Here is a 19,301-nt window from a genome sequence, read left to right as displayed (position 1 = left end):
TAGGTAATAGCGGTAAGGTAGTATGGGATGGTAAGAATGATGGTGGTAAGGGAGTAGCGAGTGGAGTATATATTATATTTATAGAAAACAGCACAGGAGTAAAGAAAATAAAGATTGGTGTGGAAAAATAAAACAGAGGCGTCCGATGTCCGATGTCCAATGTCCGTAGTCAAATGTAGCCGCAGAGTCCCGCACAATAAACATGCGGGACCTACGGTTCCACTCTGCTTCAGTAAGTGCAGTCCAAAGTCAAGAAGATTGAAGATTGAGATTTACTGAAACTTGTTGTTGATTACCCCGATTCTTATATAATGAATTTTGCTATCGGGATTATTTATTATTATTTTGGGTTTCCGGTAGGGAACTCCAAAATAATTAAGTCGGTGCAGTAGCTCCGACCTCCGTGAATAAAAAAAAAGGATCTCATCGAAAAATGAAAACAGGTACTGAATTTGCTGAAAATATGGTTTTGGAACAGTCTTATGAAAATATAGAAAAACACAGAAAAAAGCAGATAGAAATTAAACTTGTTAATTCTAAGAATGTACCTCTAAGCAATTTGCCTGTTAGGGTAGCACTCAAGAGACATAAGTTTTTGTTCGGGTGTATATATTTTGGATTTGATAACTTATCAGAACGGGAAATACGGTTATATAATAAGTATTTCTTTGAACTATTTAATTTTGCAGTGTTGCCTTTTTACTGGCGAATGTTCGAGCCTGTTGACGGAAAACCAAATTACAAGAAAATTAATATGCTTATCAACTGGTGCAAAAAGTATGATATCACATTTAAGGGACATCCTCTGGTATGGTTTTCCAACTGGCGAACGCGTCCCGGTATGCCTGGCTGGCTTCCTGTTAAAAATGAAACTTTATTTTGGCCGAGAACAAAACGTAGGGTTGAAGAGTGCGTTTCTTATTATAAAAACAAAATTGATATTTGGGATATTGTTAATGAACCGATTGCCGGACCACCAAAATGTTTCAAAAATATATCATTAGAGGATTATGTAATCCAGCCGATAAAATGGGCGCGGGCTAAAAATCCGGACGCAAAACTTATTGTTAACGATTTTCATGTTTTTAGCGGTTTATATACTACAAAATTTTTTAATTTTCTTTCAAATATAGAAAAAAGAGTACAATTTGACGGAATAGGTATTCAAGCACACGAGCCCAGAACAGAAAGGTTTTTGTTAGATAGGGTAGTGAAAATTCTGGATAAATATTCCCGACTTGGTAAAGAAATCCATATAACCGAATTTGCACCGGTATCCCGCGGCAGAATCACTGGTTCATGGAAAAAAGGCAACTGGACAGAAGAAAAACAATCAGATTGGGTGGAAAAATTTTACCGGGTTGTATTTGCTCATCCAAGCGTAGCTTCTATTAATACATGGGGTTTTGCAGAAAAGGATCACTGGTTAAAAGGTGGCGGGTTATTAAGAAAGGATTTCAAACCGAAACTTGCTTACGATAAACTCAAGCAACTTATTACCGAAGAATGGAATACCAAAGTAACAGGCAGAACTGATAAAGAAGGTAAATTTTCATTTTCTGGATTTTTAGGTAAATATGAGGTTGATATATTAATTTCCAAAGGTATATGGGAAAAATATCATTACGAATTCGATACTGAAAAGTCAACACATTGTTGTGTAAATATAAAATGAACAACTTTTTTGATGCAAGATAGTTAATTTCAATCTTTACTAAATATAATCCATTTTCATATCAAATTATTTGACAAAAGAACTGCAGTTTTTGACATTGACTTATTTTACTCCATGCGTTATACTTTGATTAAGAGGGAACAAAAAGAGAAAAAAGTATACTATGCTGTTTGCCCCGCATACTGCGGGGTTGCATTCTCGGTCGGTGCAGTAGCTCCGACCTGCGAGTGCTAATCCGAAAAGGCTGCTCAAGGGAAACCTTGATGAGTTCGCAAAACCAAGGGCTAAGATAGTAACGCCAACAGGTTGCCGATAAGCGACAAAACAATTAAAGTAGATCTTGTAATAAGTGGAAATAAAGTAGAAATTAATAGAAATTACAAAGATCTAACTATCAAGCCAGCAAGGTTACCGAAAACAAAAAAGTTGATTAGAGAATTAGCGAATTAGTTAATTAGGTTTTAAAAACTTAATTAAGTAATTATCTAGTTTTTTAAGAAACTTTTTTTTTGTTTTATTGAGTCCCCTACCGGAGACCAATAAAACAATCCCGATTACATATTCAATTATAAATAAGAATCGGGATAATCAACAACAAATTTCAATAAGTTTCAATAAATTTCAGAAAATGGAGGTAAATATGTTAAAAGTGATGAATGTCGTTATGTTAGCAACATTGTTTACTGGAATTATGTGTATCAGCAAAGTAGAAGCCGGTGTCGGCAGCTCAGCAATGCAGTTTTTAAAAGTAGGAGTAGGTGCCAAGCAGGAAGGAATGGGTGGCGCGCAGGTAGCAGTAGCCGAAGATGTCAATAGCGTGTATTGGAATCCGGCAGGGTTAGGGTCAGTTAGTGCGACCGAATTCTCCTTTATGCATTTATCATATTTTGAAGGAATAAGTTACGAGTATTTGGCGTTCGGACATCCTGTTAGTGAAAGTTCTACAATTGGTTTACAGGTAATGTACCTTAATTATGGCAGTATTGATAAGACGTTAGAAGATTCTGCAGGCGCATATGATGCAGTAGGTAGTGTGGGCAGTTACAGTCCAAAGGATATTGGTGGCGCGATAAGTTACGGCAAACAGGTAGATGATACAATAAATGTAGGTGGCAGTTTGAAGATAGCAAGCCAGAAGATAGACACAGACAATACATCCGGGTTTGGATTAGACTTAGGAGTAGAGTATGTTCCTGTTAAAGGTGGAATTCAATTAGGTTTAGCGGTACAGAATTTAGGCGGTAAAGTAGGAAGTGATAGTATGCCGGGTAATATAAAGGCAGGTTTAGGCAAGAAGTTCTCAGCATTTGAAGGTGAGAACAATTTAACGCTCGCAGTTGATGTCAATTATGGATTAGACACTGCAATTACGAAAGAGAATATCGGTATGGAGTTAATGCTCGCGGAGATGATAGGAATCCGAGCAGGCTACAAGCTCGGATATGATGAAGAGACATATACATTAGGTGGCGGGTTTAGGATAGCCGGTGAAAGTTCAACATTTAATTTAGATTATGCGTTTGTTCCGACAAAAGATTTAGGCGATACACACAGGATATCGTTAGGTATAAGGTTTGGAGGGAAAGAGTAAAAGGAAAAAGAATTATAGAGTTATAGAGTTATAGAGTTCATAGAGTTTGTAGAGTTAAAACCCTATAACACTATAACCCTATAACAGAATTTAATAGGAGGTAGTTGAATATGAGGAATTGGATTGTTTTCGGGATTGTGTTTGGAATGTGTTTAACTTGTGTGGGGCAGGTTGAGGCAAGAAAAAAATCTGTCAGTAAGAAAACTACTACAACTGCTAAGAAAAGTGAAACAACAACTAACAAAAGTGAAACTGCTCCTAAGCAAAATGTATCTGGGGAAGAAATAAAAATTGAGGCAGAAGATTTTAGCGGACAAGGCGGCGGTGAAGTAAAAATTGAAGAAAATAAAGTAGGAGCAAGTAAAAAAACAATTGGGAATTGGAATAATGCCGGGCAATGGGTTGAATGGAAATTTTCTATACCTAAAACCGGTTTATATACAATTACATTACAATATGCTACTCCGGAGGATGCTTGTCGCTCGCTAATTATTGATGGCGCATATCCAACAGCAGATTTAGAAAGGATTTTCTTTAAAGTTACCGGAGGATGGGGCTATCAAGCAACCGAATGGCAACCATGGATTGTCCTGAATCCGGATGGACAAACTCCTCTAAAGTTCAATATTAAAGCAGGAGAACATGTTTTAAAATTGCAGCAAGTATATTCTCCCGGACTGAATTTAGATTATATTGTTATAAAAAAGGTGGAATAGTATTGACAAAACAGCAAAAGTACGTTATATAGTAATTAAAGAAGCAGTCCGAAGTCCGAAGTCCGATGTCCAATGTCATGTAGCCGCAGAGCCTCGTACAGTGATTATGTGGGATAAACTCCACTCTGCTTCTGTAAAGAATTTAGAACGTAAGAATACAAGAACATTCATATGGAGGTATTAATTGTGAAAAAGATGAAAAATAAGCTAAGTAGTCCATGTTTTTTATTTGTTTGTATTTGTATAGGATTATTTATTTCATTAAGAACACCTGCATATGCTTGGGATAATGGGTTAGTTCGTACACCAAAAATGGGTTGTAATGCTTGGTGTGTTTTTACTACAAATATAAGTGGGGATAATCTTAAGTTGATGGCAGATGGTATGGTATCAAGTGGACTGCGGGATGCTGGATATATATGGCTCGAGGGTCTATGTGATGGTTGGCAGAGTACTGATACCCTTAATCCGGATGGAAGCCAGAAAGAAGATACAAACAAATTTCCAGCTGTTATTGTTAATGGTGTGAGTGTGAATGGTATAAAATATATAGTTGATTATACTCACTCTAAAGGACTAAAGATGGAAATATCTTCATCACCTGGACCTCAGAATTGCAGTCTAAAACTAGGTAGTTATGGCCATGAACAACAGGATGCAGACGAATTTGCAGCATGGGGTATTGATGGTGTGTATTATGACGAGTGTACTTTTCATCCTGGTAGCAAGGAAGAGGAAATAGCGGGATATGCACTAATGCGAGACTGTATACTTAGAACAGGACGTTCTATGATTTATGAAATAAGTAACTATGGTGCGAATTCAGTATGGGAATGGGGAGACCCGGTAGGTAATTCTTGGCGGACAGCAGGCGATGGAGCAGGTTATGATGGTTCAAATTATGACAAGATAGTGGATACTCTATATAAATATGCGGGTCCTGGACATTGGAATGCTCCTGAGGATAATGCGCCTGTTGGTGATGAGAGAGTGTCATTTAGTCTTAATTGCATGTTAGCCGTATCATTGGATATTATTATTGATTTTCGCAATATGACACAGGCAACACTAGATAGGATTACAATGTATAAAAACAAAGAAGCAATAGCAATAAATCAGGATAGACTTGGAATAGCAGGCAGAAGGGTAAAAATAGTGGGTAATGTAGACATTATAGCAAGGCCTTTAATAAATGGTTGTACAGCAGTATTAATATATAATAGAGGGACATCAGCACAAAATATAACAGTTAACTGGTCTGATATAGGATTGCCCTCAGGAACCGGTATGAAGGTATTTGATATATGGGCAAATAGTGATAAAGGAACATTTAGTGGAAGTTACACAACAATTGTAGAATCAACAAATGTTGTAATGCTAAAGTTATCTCCGCCTTCCTGGACGTTAGACACATCATCACCCGCAGTGATAAACAGTTTGGTAGTAAGTAGTAAAGGTCGTGATACAATGACTTTAAGTTGGAGTGCGCCTGGTAATAATGAAATGAGTGGCACAGCGTTTGAGTATAGTATACGGAGTGCAACTTTTCCAATAACAAATGCCAACTGGGGAACAGCAAGTATTTACGGTGGGTTCCACCCGAAAGCACCTTATAGTTCAGAGACCTTTACAGTACCCGGCAGGAAGCCGAACACGCTTTATTACTTTGCGATAAGAACAGCAGATGAGGTTGGTAACTGGTCTGATGTATCCAATAATGCGCAGGGTACGATTACTGAGAATTTTACAAATTTAGCATTAAATAAATCAGCGAAAGCATTAAATGTAGAAGGAACAGATATAGAGAGTAAAGCAGTCGATGGTGATTTAAATACTGGTTGGATAGCACAACGTATAGAGCCTACATGGATATATGTAGATTTAGGTGCAACATACAAGATAACAGAAGTTATATTAGAATGGGGAAGGGATCCATACAATTCATATAGTAAATCTTATGCAATACAAATATCGGATGATAAAATAAACTGGACACCAATATACACACAGACAAATGGAGTCAGAGGTGATTTTGCGAGTACTGAAGATATAGTATTAGGTGGTAACGATAGGGGTAGATATGTTCGGTTATATGTAACAACAATAATATCACCATCGGGAAAAACTATAGGAATGGATGGGTGGTATAATCTTTGTTTACGCGAGTTTAAAATATATGGCAATTCAAGTACACCTGACATTATATCACCTTCAGCTGTAAATACATTAACGACAGGTGTTGCAACGAGCAACAGTGTTTCGTTAAGTTGGACGTCAGTAGGTGATGATAATAACACAGGAACAGCGAGTGTATATGATATCCGATATTCAAATGTAAATATAAATGATAGTAATTGGGCAACAGCGACACAATGTAGTGGAGTACCTGCTCCGTTAGTAGCCGGAACTAATCAGAGTTATACAGTCCAGGGTTTAAGTTCTGGGATAACCTATTATTTTGCGATGAAGGTCCGAGATGAAGTGCCCACCAACTGGTCAGGACTATCCAATGTAGTAAGCAGAGCAACAAATACAGCCGACACCAAAGCGCCTTCGGCAATAGACACATTAGTTGCAGGTAGTGTAACGAGTAACAGTATAGCGTTAAGTTGGACGTCAGTAGGTGATGATGATAAAACTGGTACAGCTACGACATATGATATTCGCTATGCGACTTTTAATATAACCGGCAGCAACTGGGATTTGGCAGGTGTAACACAATGCAGTGGAGTACCTGCTCCGTTAGTAGCCGGAACTAATCAGGGTTATACCGTCCAGGGTTTAAGTTCAGGAATAACTTATTATTTTGCTATGAAGGTAGCGGATGAAGTTCCAAATTTGTCAGGGATATCCAATATAGTAACCGGTCAGACGACTGCACAAAGTAATATTGGAAGGGGTCGTCCTATAATACTAAACGGTCAGTTATGTGCCGATAATGGTGCGCCATTAAGAGGAGATACTCCAAGAGTAGGAAACTCAAGCTGGCCGTCAAATCCGGATGGTGCAGGGACAAACAGTAAAGCCGAATGGCAGCGAGCGAGAGACGAATTTCATTTTAATACAGGAAGGTTATTTGTTTACAGGGACCAGAGGACAACTTTCGGTCTTAGTGGCCTTGGTTGGACAACAACAGATTGGTGTATCACACAAATAGACAAAGCAGTACAGTATGCTGAAGAACTGGGAATGTATATAATTATTAATTATAGTCATCATCCTATCGGGTACGGGGTTTATGAAGATACATGGAAGTTTAACAATATCCAGGCAGCCAATCTTACCAAAGCCGACCATCTTGAGTTTTGGGATAAAGTTGCCAGGCGGTACAAAGACAAAACCCATGTTATATATGAATGGGACAATGAACCGATAGGATATAGAATAGACCATTGGACACAGAAGGATATAGATTACCAGGCATTTATGTATAAATACATACGTGATAGAGCACCCGATACACACATTATAATGTGGTCTTTCCCATCACCTGTAGTTTGCCAGACCTGTGACCCAAATTTATCTTTTGTCACAGTAGTCTCTTCAGGAACAACACCATCGCTTGCATTGACACCAATAGATTATTCAAATGCCAGTGTAGGATGGCATGCATACTGGATAGGTGATTGTGCATATGATGGAAATTGTATGGGGGGAGTTCGTGTAAGAGAATTAGTACAAACATATCCAAGTATTATGACAGAGCAGATGGGTTGGGACGCAGATTATACTAAGGACACAACGACTACTTTTAATCAGGTAAGGCAAAAGTTGGATACGTGGGGTGAACATAACTATATATTCCTAAGTCAATTATTCAGTGGAGGAGGAGTTCTTCCTCCTGTAATGGAAAATCCCGACCCTTATTATTCAAATCCAAACATAGTCTATCCTCCTTCATTTTCTCTTTTTAAAGGAAAATACTCATCAGGAACACCGGTTATAATTAAATGTGGTACTTCAGGAGCAACCGTAAGATATACTATTGATGGGAGTGTTCCTTCACCAACCGGCGGAGGAACCACTATTTCCGGAAGTTCGCCGTTGGCAGTTACAATAACCCAGAACTGCAAGTTGAGAGCAATAGCTACCAAGAGTGGAATGACTACCAGTATTGAAAATTCTGCTGACTATACAATAACAGGACCTGACGCGATATCACCCTCAGCGATAAACACATTAGCGACAGGTGTTGCAACCAGTAACAGTGTAGCATTAAGTTGGACCTCAGTAGGCGATGATAATAATATTGGTACGGCAAGTGTGTATGATATTCGCTATGCGACATTTGGAATAACAAGTAGCAACTGGGATTTGGCAGGTGTAACACAATGTAGTGGAGAGCCGACGCCGTTGGTAGCTGGTAATAATCAAAGTTATACGGTCAATGGTTTAAGTTCGGGGATAACATATTATTTTGCGATGAAGGTAGGTGATGAAGTATCAAACTGGTCAGGAATATCCAATGTAGTATATAAAGCAACAAATGCACCTGACACGACACCACCCACAGTGATAAACACATTGGCAACAGGCAGTGCAACCAGTAATAGTATAGCGTTAAATTGGACATCAGTAGGTGATGATAATAATATAGGCACAGCAAGCGTATATGATATTCGCTATGCGACATTTAGTATAACCGGTAGCAATTGGGACAGTGTAGGTGTAACACAGTGCAGTGGCGAACCTACTCCATTAGTAGCCGGAAATAACCAGAGTTATACAGTTCAGGGTTTAAATGCCGGGATAACATATTATTTTGCTATGAAGGTAGGCGATGAAGTACCTAACTGGTCAGGGATATCCAATGTAGTAAGTGGACAGACGACTACCCAAGGGAATATAGCTATAGGTAAAACAGCGACAGCATCGTCGGAAGAGGGCGCAGGATTAGAAGCGACTAAGGCAGTAGATGGGAATGTCTCGACTCGTTGGTCATCACAATTTAGCGACCCGCAATGGCTAAGAATAGATTTAGTAAATACATATAATATAACCCAGGTAGTGCTAAGGTGGCAAGACGCAGGCGCATATGGAAGAGACTACCAGCTCCAAGTATCCAGTAATGATATAAATTGGACAGCGATATATACAAAGGTAAATGGAACCGGTGGTGTAGAAACACTAAGTGGACTTAGCGGTAGTGGCAGATATATCCGTATGTATGGCACAGCGCGAGGAACGAATTGGGGATATTCACTAAATGAGTTTGAAGTATACGGGACAAGCGGGACAACGCCGGCAAAGAGCATAACAATAACCTACCCGAACGGTGGCGAGAATTTACTAGCCGGCAGCCAGCAGACAGTAACATGGACAAGTGTTGGTGGAGTAGGGAATGTAATGCTCCAGATATCTGTAGATGGCGGGACAAATTGGAGTATATTAGTAGCCAACACAGCGAATGATGGTAATGAAGTCGTAACATTACCGAGTAATGCAAGCAGTAGTTGTTTAATAAGGTTAGTAGAGATAGTTGGCGGGACTACTGATACTACAAATGGATATTTTTCAATAACAGTAACAGGACAGATGTCATTTGGAAACACACCGGCAGGTACCCCGTGGCAGATAGGAGCAAACACAACAACAATAGAGTTAGAGAACTATGATACAGGCGGACAGGGAGAGGCGTATAATGATACAACTCCCAGCAACATCCCCAATAAATACCGGACAAACGAGGCGGTAGATATAGAAAATTGTACAGATATCGGTGGTGGCTACGATGTAGAATATACAATTCCAAGCGAATGGTTAGAATACAGTATAAATGTGAGCGAGACTGCTGAATACAGGATAATCCTAAGAGGAGCAGCCGGGAGTGCCGGTGGTCCTGTACATCTTGAATTTGGTTCGCACAATTTAGTTCCATATAGGACAACAGCATCAGTAAATGTACCAAATACCGGTGGCTGGCAGACCTGGACAGATATAGAAGTTTCGTCTGATATGGTACTTACCGCAGGCAACCAAATAATGAAGCTGGTCATGGAATCAGGAGCAGCCGACCATTGCGGTAATTTAAATTACATTAAGATAATAAGACTGAGTTCTGATACGACACCGCCAGTAGTTAGTACTCCGGGGACAATAAGTATAACAGGGAATTCAATAGTGATAACCTGGACAACAAATGAGTTATCTAACAGTAGAGTAGAGTACGGCTTAACAACAAGTTATGGCAGTGTTACCGCTATAACCGATACCGGAGGAGTATATAACCACAGTGTTACACTAAGCGGGCTTGCTGAGAACACAACCTATCATTACCGGATGGTGTCCGTAGATATGAACGGTAATCCTACAACGACAGTTGATTATAGTTTTGCAACAATTCTTAATGATCCTAATCCGCCAGTAATAAGCAATGTGAAAGTCGGAGTAACACAAAATGGAGCAGTGATAACCTGGAATACCGATGAGAACTCAGATTCGCAATTAGCATATGGACAAACAACAACGATGGGCAGTACAACGACATTAGATACCACAATGACTAGGTTACATAGTGTTTCCATTAGCGGGTTACTAAAAGGAAAGACCTATTATTATAAGGTTTACAGCAAAGATGCATCTAACAATCTTGCAGAATCAGAACAATCCAGTTTTAAGACATACAACAACAACATAAAACATATAATATACACATATTACTACGATGACGGGACAACAACGACCAAGGTAGGTGCGTCAGCATCAGCGAGTTTGAAGTTTAAAGTGCAGGTATATAATATGGATGAGAACAGCATAGCGACTGACTATACCGGGACAATAACACTTACAACAAAGAACAGTAAGAGTAGTGTTTTGGATACAGTAGATTCAACATTACTTGAGACGGATGCAGGCGAGAAAGAAGTTTCAATCCCGTTTAGAAGTGATATAAACACAATAGAGCTAACAGGAGATACAACATCTACGATAGTAATAAATTTCAGTGATATGTATATTGGTAAGTTGGTAGGTTATCAGGGAGGAACAATACGAGGTGCAAACGGACTAAAGATACTGATACCGACAGGAGTCTTATCAGTTAATAAATATTTAGCATCAATAAAGACAAGTGCAGTGCCTGCTGTTCGAGACACAATGAAATATGCTAACACGGTAAATCCGATATGTTATGATTTTGGCGAGCTGACATTTAGCAATAGTGCTCCTGTATTAGAGAACCAGACATTCACAAGAGCAGTGAACATAACGATACCATATACATCAGCGGACATAGGGACATTAAACGAAGATGGACTTAGGATATATTACTGGAGTGGGACAGATTGGGAGTTAGTAACAGGAGTGCAGAAGGTAGACAAATTAAACAATACGGTAACAGCGACAGTAACACACTTTTCAACATACCGGATATTAGGCAGTTATGTTACAGTAGATTTAAATAATATAAAAGTCTATCCAAGCCCGTATAATCCTGCAACGGCAGTCAATGGTAAATTGAAGATAACAAACCTGCCTATAAACAGTATAGTGAAGTTGTATACTGTGACAGGCGATATAATAAGGGAGTTAAGAGAAATAGATTATGGTAATCTAGGCTGGCTCGAGTGGGATGGTAAGAATGACAATGGCGACAAGGTAGGCAAAGGAGTATATATATACAAGATAGAAGACGCTGCCGGTAACAAGAAGACAGGGAAGGTAGGACTGGTAAAGTGAAAGACAGAGATTAGGATACTAGGAGACTAAGAGATTAGGGAAATATATTGAAACTGATAGAAATAGATAGAAATAAAACAATAAATTTTCCATGAATTTCAACAAATTTCAGTAAGTTTCTATAAATTTCAATAAATTACGCGAAGCAAATTTCAAAGAACTTATTGAGGTGTTAATTATGAAGAAGATGAAAAATAAGTTAAGCAGTCAATGTTTTATGTTTATTTGTATTTGTATAGGACTTCTACTTTCATTCAGAACCTCAACATATGCTTTGGATAATGGGTTAGCACGTACACCACCGATGGTTTGGTGTAGTTGGGAATATGTTACAAATATAAACGAGGCAAAAATCTTAGAAGTAGCAAATGGAATGGTAGCAAACGGGATGCAAGCTGCCGGATATAAATATATAGACATAGATGATGGTTGGCAGACAGGCAGTCTTAATCCTGATGGCAGTATACAAGTAGACCTTGTAAAATTTCCACATGGAATGAAATATGTAGCTGATAAGGTTCATGAATTGGGATTTAAGTTTGGAATATATTCATCTCCCGGACCCACTACTTGTGCTGCGTGGGATGGAAAGGTACTTTATCAAGGTAGTTATGGACACGAACAACAGGATGCAGACGAATTTGCATCATGGGGAGTAGATTTTTTGAAATATGACGCATGTAGTTTCACTGGAGGTGCGAGTGAATCAATAGCGGCATATACACTTATGCGAGATTGTATACTAAGAACAGGACGTTCAATGATTTATGAAATATGTAACTATGGAAATAATTCAGTCTGGACATGGGGCGAACCTATAGGTAATTTATGGCGAACTGCAGGCGATGGCGGAGGTATCGCTGCTTACGACAACCTGATTACGCTATCTCCATATGCAGGACCCGGTCATTGGAATCATCCTGATTCGCTTGATGGTGGTAAAATGGCTTTTAGTCTTCAATGCATATTAGCTGCACCATTAGCTGTTGGATATAGTTGGTCAGCGGAAGCCAAAGCTATAGCTACAAACACAGAAGTAATAGCAGTACATCAGGATAGACTTGGTATTGCGGGTAAAAGGGTAAACACTGTAAATGTTGGAACTTTAGACGTTATAGCAAAGCCATTAATAAATGGTTGTACAGCAGTAGTATTATATAACCGAGGGACATCAGCATCAAACATAACTGTTAACTGGTCTGATTTAGGATTGCCATCAGGGACCGGTATGAAGGTCCGTGATTTGTGGACACATAGCGAATTAGGAACAATTAGTGGAAGTTACACAGCAAATGTACCTGCAAAAGATGTTGTGATGATAAAATTGTCCCCACTTACTTGGACATTAGACACAACAGCACCATCAGCGATAAATAATTTATCAGTAAGCAGTAAAGGTCGTGACACAATGACATTAAGCTGGAGTGCGCCCGGTAATAATGGGATGACAGGCACAGCGTTTGAGTATAGTATAAGGAGTGCAACTTTTTCAATAACAAATGCCAACTGGGGAATAGCGAGTATTTACGGTGGATTCCACCCGAAAGCACCTTATAATTCTGAGACCTTTACAGTACCCGGCAGGAAGCCGAATACACTTTATTATTTTGCAATAAGAACAGCAGATGAAGTAGGTAACTGGTCGGATGTATCCAATAATGCGCAAGGTACAATTACTGAGAATTATACAAATATAGCATTAAATAAAGCAGTAACAGCATCTACTGTTGAAGGAACAGATATAGCGAGTAAAGCCGTAGATGGTGATTTAAGTACAGGTTGGGTAGCACAACGTATTGAGCCGGAATGGATATATGTAGATTTAGGTGCTAAATATAAAATAACAGAAGTAATCTTAGAGTGGGGAAGATATCCATACAATTCTTACGGTAAATCTTATGCAATACAAATATCAGATGACCATATAAACTGGACACCAATATACACGCAGACAAACGGTACCAGAGGTGATTATGCGGGTACTGAAGATATAGTATTAGGTGGTAGTGATAGGGGTCAATATGTCCGGTTGAATGTGACAACGAGAATAACACCGTCCGGAACCCTTGATAGTTACAATCTTGGATTACGCGAGTTTAAAATATATGGTAATTTAAATACACCCGACACTACAGCACCATCAGCAATAAATACATTAGCGACAGGTAGTGCGACCAGTAACAGTGTAGTGTTAAATTGGACATCAGTAGGTGATGATGGTAACACAGGAACAGCAAGTGCGTATGATATCCGGTATTCGAATGTAAGTATAACTGAGAGTAATTGGGCGACAGCGACACAATGCAGCGGAGAACCAGCGCCATTAGTAGCCGGAACTAATCAGAGTTGGACAGTTAATGGTTTAAGTTCAGGAATAACCTATTATTTTGCAATGAAGGTAGCGGATGAAGTGCCCAACTTGTCAGGAATATCCAATGTAGTAAGCAAAGCAACAAATGCAGCTGACACAACAGCACCTTCGCCAATAAACACATTAACGGCAGGTAGTGCAACCAGTAATAGTGTAGCATTAAGTTGGACGTCAGTAGGCGATGATGGAAATACTGGTACAGCAAGCGTATATGATATCCGTTATGCAAATGTAAGTATAAATGATAGTAATTGGGCAACAGCAACGCAATGCAGTGGAGTACCTGCTCCATCAGTAGCCGGAAGTATTCAGAATTATACAGTCCAGGGTTTAAGTTCAGGGATAACATATTATTTTGCTATGAAGGTAGCAGATGAAGTTCCAAATTTGTCAGGACTATCCAATGTAGTAAGTAAAGCAACAACTGCTCAGGGTATTATACCAAGGGGACGTCCCATAATAGTAAATGGTCGGCTATGTGCTGATAATGGTGCACCGTTAAGAGGAGATACTCCAAGGGTGCCGGTAGGTACAGGAACAAACACTAAAGCCGAATGGCAAAATTCGAGAGATACATACAATTTTAATACAAATAGATTATTAGTTTATAGGGATAAGAGAGTAGAAGGTAAGGCTATGGGAACATGGCTTGGTCCTGTAGGTGCTGATTGGACAACAGTAGGCTTCTCTACCGCCCAAATTCGGAAAGCAGTAGATTATGCCGCAGAACTGGGTATGTATATCATTATTGATTACCACCCTGTGGGCTATGATGGATTGACAGGGATATTGTTGTATGAAGACTCTTTTACTTTGGATACTTACGATAAAGCAACAGGACTAGTGAATGGAAAGATAACTGTTCAAAATGTTTGGAAAAATGACCATATTGCTTTTTGGGATGCAGTTGCCAGGGAATTCAAGAACGATACCAATGTTTTATTTGAATACAGCAACGAACCTATAGGTTATAGAATTGATCATTATACCCAGAAGGAAATAGATTATCAGGCATATATGTATAAATACATTCGTGATAGAGCACCTGATACACCCATAATAATGTGGACTTTTACATCATCCGGAATATGTAGTACATGTGATCCATCTTTATCTTATGTATCTGTAGTGTCTTCAGGAACTACGCCGTCACTGGGACTGGCACCAATAGATTATTCAAATGCAAGTGTCGGATGGCATGCTTATGGGCGGAATGAAATTCGTATAAAAGAATTAGTACAAACATACCCACAAATTGATACAGAGACAATGGGGATGGACGGATCACCAGGGGCATGGACTACGTACGGCATGAATCAGGTAAGGCAAGAGATAGAGTCGTGGGGTGTAAATAACTATATATTTCTAAGTATGTTATTCATTGGTGGAGACCCTAAACCACCCGTATTAACTCCTTTCGACGATTATTATACGCTTGTAAATAATACAGTGAATAAAAACACAGTTTATCCTCCTTCATTTTCTCTTTTTAAAGGAAAATACTTATCAGGCACACCGGTTATAATTAAATGTGGCACTTCAGGAGCAACCATAAGATATACTATTGATGGAAGTGTTCCTTCACCAACCGGCGGAGGAACCACTATTTCCGGAAGTTCGCCGTTGGCAGTTACAATAACCCAGAACTGCAAGTTGAGAGCAATAGCAACTAAGAGTGGAATGACTACCAGTATTGAAAACTCCGCTGACTATACAATAATAGGACCTGACGCGATAACACCCTCAGCGATAAACACATTAGCGACAGGTGTTGCAACCAGTAACAGTGTAACATTAAGTTGGACAACAGTAGGTGATGATGGAAATATAGGTACGGCAAGTGTGTATGATATCCGCTATGCAAATGTAAGTATAAATGAGAGTAATTGGGCAACAGCTACACAATGCAGTGGAGTACCTGCTCCATTAGTAGCTGGAACTAATCAGAGTTATACGGTCCAGGGTTTAAGTTCTGGGATAACTTATTATTTTGCGATGAAGGTAGGTGATGAAGTATCAAACTGGTCAGGAATATCCAATGTAGTAAACAAAGCAACAAATGCACCTGACACGACACCACCCACAGTGATAAACACATTAGCAACAGGTAGTGCAACCAGTAATAGTATTTCGTTAAGTTGGATATCAGTAGGTGATGATAATAATATAGGGACAGCAAGTGTATATGATATTCGGTATGCGACATTTAGTATAACCGGTAGCAATTGGGACAGTGTAGGTGTAACACAGTGCAGTGGCGAACCTACTCCGTTGATAGCCGGAAATAACCAGAGTTATGCAGTCCAGGGTTTAAATGTCGGGATAACATATTATTTTGCGATGAAGGTAGGCGATGAAGTACCTAACTGGTCAGGGATATCCAATATAGTAAGTGGACAGACGACTACCCAAGGGAATATAGCAATAGGTAAAACAGCGACAGCGTCATCGGAAGAGGGCGCGGGATTAGAAGCGACTAAGGCAGTAGATGGGAATGTATCGACTCGCTGGTCATCACAATTTAGCGACCCGCAATGGTTAGAAATAGATTTAGTAAATACATATAATATAAATCAGGTAGTGCTAAGGTGGCAAGACGCAGGCGCATATGGAAAGGACTATCAGCTCCAAGTATCCAGTAATGATATAAATTGGACAGCAATATATACAAAGGTAAATGGAACCGGTGGTGTAGAAACACTAAGTGGACTTAATGGCAGCGGTAGATATATCCGTATGTATGGCACAGCGCGGGGAACAAGTTGGGGCTATTCACTAAATGAGTTTGAAGTATACGGGACAAGTGGTATAACTCCAGTGAAGAGTATAACAATAAGTTACCCGAACGGTGGCGAGAATTTACTAGCCGGCAGCCAGCAGACAGTAACGTGGACGAGTGCCGGTGGAGTAGGGAATGTAATGCTCCAGATATCTGTAGATGGCGGAACTAATTGGAGTACATTAGTAGCCAACACAGTTAATGATGGTAATGAAGTCGTAACATTACCGAGCAGTGCGAGTAGTAATTGTTTAATAAGGTTAGTAGAGATAGTTGGAGGGACTACCGACAGTTCAAATGCTACTTTTTCAATAACAGTAACCGGCCAGATGTCATTTGGAAACAATGGTAACCCCTGGCAGATAGGAGCAAACACAACAACAATAGAGTTAGAGAATTTCGATACAGGCGGACAGGGAGAGGCATACAATGATACAACTCCCAGCAACATCCCCAATAAATACCGGACAAACGAGGCGGTAGATATCGAGAATTGTACAGATATCGGAGGCGGCTACGATGTAGAATATACAATTCCAAGCGAATGGTTAGAATACAGTATAAATGTGAGCGAGACTGCTGAATACAGGATAATCCTAAGAGGAGCAGCCGGGAGTGCCGGTGGTCCTGTACATCTTGAATTTGGTTCGCACAATTTAGTTCCATATAGGACAACAGCATCAGTAAATGTACCAAATACCGGTGGCTGGCAGACCTGGACAGATATAGAAGTTTCGTCTGATATGGTACTTACCGCAGGCAACCAAATAATGAAGCTGGTCATGGAATCAGGAGCAGCCGACCATTGCGGTAATTTAAATTACATTAAGATAATAAGACTGAGTTCTGATACGACACCGCCAGTAGTTAGTACTCCGGGGACAATAAGTATAACAGGGAATTCAATAGTGATAACCTGGACAACAAATGAGTTATCTAACAGTAGAGTAGAGTACGGCTTAACAACAAGTTATGGCAGTGTTACCGCTATAACCGATACCGGAGGAGTATATAACCACAGTGTTACACTAAGCGGGCTTGCTGAGAACACAACCTATCATTACCGGATGGTGTCCGTAGATATGAACGGTAATCCTACAACGACAGTTGATTATAGTTTTGCAACAATTCTTAATGATCCTAATCCGCCAGTAATAAGCAATGTGAAAGTCGGAGTAACACAAAATGGAGCAGTGATAACCTGGAATACCGATGAGAACTCAGATTCGCAATTAGCATATGGACAAACAACAACGATGGGCAGTACAACGACATTAGATACCACAATGACTAGGTTACATAGTGTTTCCATTAGCGGGTTACTAAAAGGAAAGACCTATTATTATAAGGTTTACAGCAAAGATGCATCTAACAATCTTGCAGAATCAGAACAATCCAGTTTTAAGACATACAACAACAACATAAAACATATAATATACACATATTACTACGATGACGGAACAACAACAACCAAGGTAGGTGCATCATCATCAGCGAGTTTGAAGTTTAAAGTGCAGGTATATAATGTAGATGAGAACAGCATAGCGACTGACTACACAGGCACAATAACACTTACAACAAAGAACAGTAAAAGTAGTGTCCTGGATACGGTAGATACATTATTAACCGAGGCAGATGCAGGTGAGAAGGAAGTATCAATCCCGTTCCGAAGTGATATAAATACAGTAGAGTTGACCGGTGATACCACTGCCCCTGTGATAATAAATTTCAGTGATATGTATGTTGGCAAGTCAGTAGGCTATCAAGGTGGAACAATACGAGGCGCTAACGGATTAAAGATACTGATACCGACAGGAGTCTTATCAGTTAATAAATATTTAGCGTCAATAAGGACAAGTGCAGCGCCTGTGGTCCGAGACACAATGAAATATGCTAACACGGTGAATCCTATCTGTTATGATTTTGGCGAGCTGACATTTAACAATAGTGCGCCTGTATTAGAGAACCAGACATTCACAAGAGCAGTGAACATAACGATACCATATACATCATCGGACATAGGGACATTAAACGAAGACGGACTTAGAATTTACTATTGGACAGGAACAGATTGGGAGTTAGTTACGGGAGTGCAGAAAGTAGACAAAGTAAACAATACAGTAACAGCAACAGTAACACACTTTTCAACATACCGGATATTAGGCAGTTATGTGACAGTAGATTTAAATAATATAAAAGTATATCCAAGCCCATATAATCCTGCAACAGCAGTTAATGGTAAATTGAAGATAAGCAATTTACCTATAAACAGTATAGTGAAGTTATATACTGTGACAGGCGATATAATAAGAGAGTTAAAAGAGACAGATTATGGTAATCTTGGCTGGCTTGAGTGGGATGGCAAGAATGACAATGGTGACAAGGTAGGCAAAGGAGTATATATATACAAGATAGAAGACGCTGCCGGTAACAAGAAGACAGGGAAAGTTGGATTAGTGAAATGAGAGAAGAGTTATATCGTTATTGGGTTG

General features: G+C 39.4%; 5 protein-coding genes. All 5 read left to right on the top strand.

The window, feature by feature from the left end; all coding sequences use genetic code 11:
* Window positions 1-433: 433 nt before the first annotated feature.
* The 5 genes from PHE88_10360 (at window position 434) to PHE88_10340 (ending at window position 19,274) form a co-directional block, all read left to right on the top strand.
* Window positions 434-1,675 (top strand): endo-1,4-beta-xylanase, encoded by a 1,242-nt coding sequence (locus PHE88_10360; protein ID MDD5688220.1) that lies wholly within the window; start codon window positions 434-436, stop codon window positions 1,673-1,675.
* Between the two features lie 640 nt (window positions 1,676-2,315).
* Window positions 2,316-3,266, top strand: a complete 951-nt coding sequence (locus PHE88_10355; GenBank protein ID MDD5688219.1) for a PorV/PorQ family protein — start codon at window positions 2,316-2,318, stop codon at window positions 3,264-3,266.
* 110 nt (window positions 3,267-3,376) lie between these two features.
* Entirely contained in the window at window positions 3,377-3,982 is a 606-nt protein-coding gene (locus tag PHE88_10350) for a hypothetical protein (protein MDD5688218.1), read from the top strand.
* Between the two features lie 195 nt (window positions 3,983-4,177).
* Entirely contained in the window at window positions 4,178-11,659 is a 7,482-nt protein-coding gene (locus PHE88_10345) for a discoidin domain-containing protein (protein MDD5688217.1), read from the top strand.
* A 178-nt stretch (window positions 11,660-11,837) separates the two neighbouring features.
* Window positions 11,838-19,274 carry a discoidin domain-containing protein gene (locus PHE88_10340; protein MDD5688216.1) on the top strand — a complete coding sequence of 2,479 codons (7,437 nt, stop codon included), beginning with the start codon at window positions 11,838-11,840 and terminating at the stop codon, window positions 19,272-19,274.
* Window positions 19,275-19,301: the final 27 nt, after the last annotated feature.

It is taken from the genome of Elusimicrobiota bacterium (genome assembly GCA_028718185.1).
GTDB lineage: Bacteria > Elusimicrobiota > UBA8919 > UBA8919 > UBA8919 > JAQUMH01.
The sequence above is the reverse complement of the archived record's forward strand: the minus strand, read 5'-3'. Positions and strand labels throughout refer to the sequence as shown.

Excerpts from the sequence above, each read along its gene's own strand:
- PHE88_10360 (MDD5688220.1), top strand. The coding sequence starts at position 434 with ATGAAAACAGGTACTGAATTTGCTGAAAATATGGTTTTGGAACAGTCT.
- PHE88_10350 (MDD5688218.1), top strand. The coding sequence starts at position 3,377 with ATGAGGAATTGGATTGTTTTCGGGATTGTGTTTGGAATGTGTTTAACT.
- PHE88_10345 (MDD5688217.1), top strand. The coding sequence starts at position 4,178 with ATGAAAAATAAGCTAAGTAGTCCATGTTTTTTATTTGTTTGTATTTGT.
- PHE88_10355 (MDD5688219.1), top strand. The coding sequence starts at position 2,316 with ATGTTAAAAGTGATGAATGTCGTTATGTTAGCAACATTGTTTACTGGA.
- PHE88_10340 (MDD5688216.1), top strand. The coding sequence starts at position 11,838 with ATGAAGAAGATGAAAAATAAGTTAAGCAGTCAATGTTTTATGTTTATT.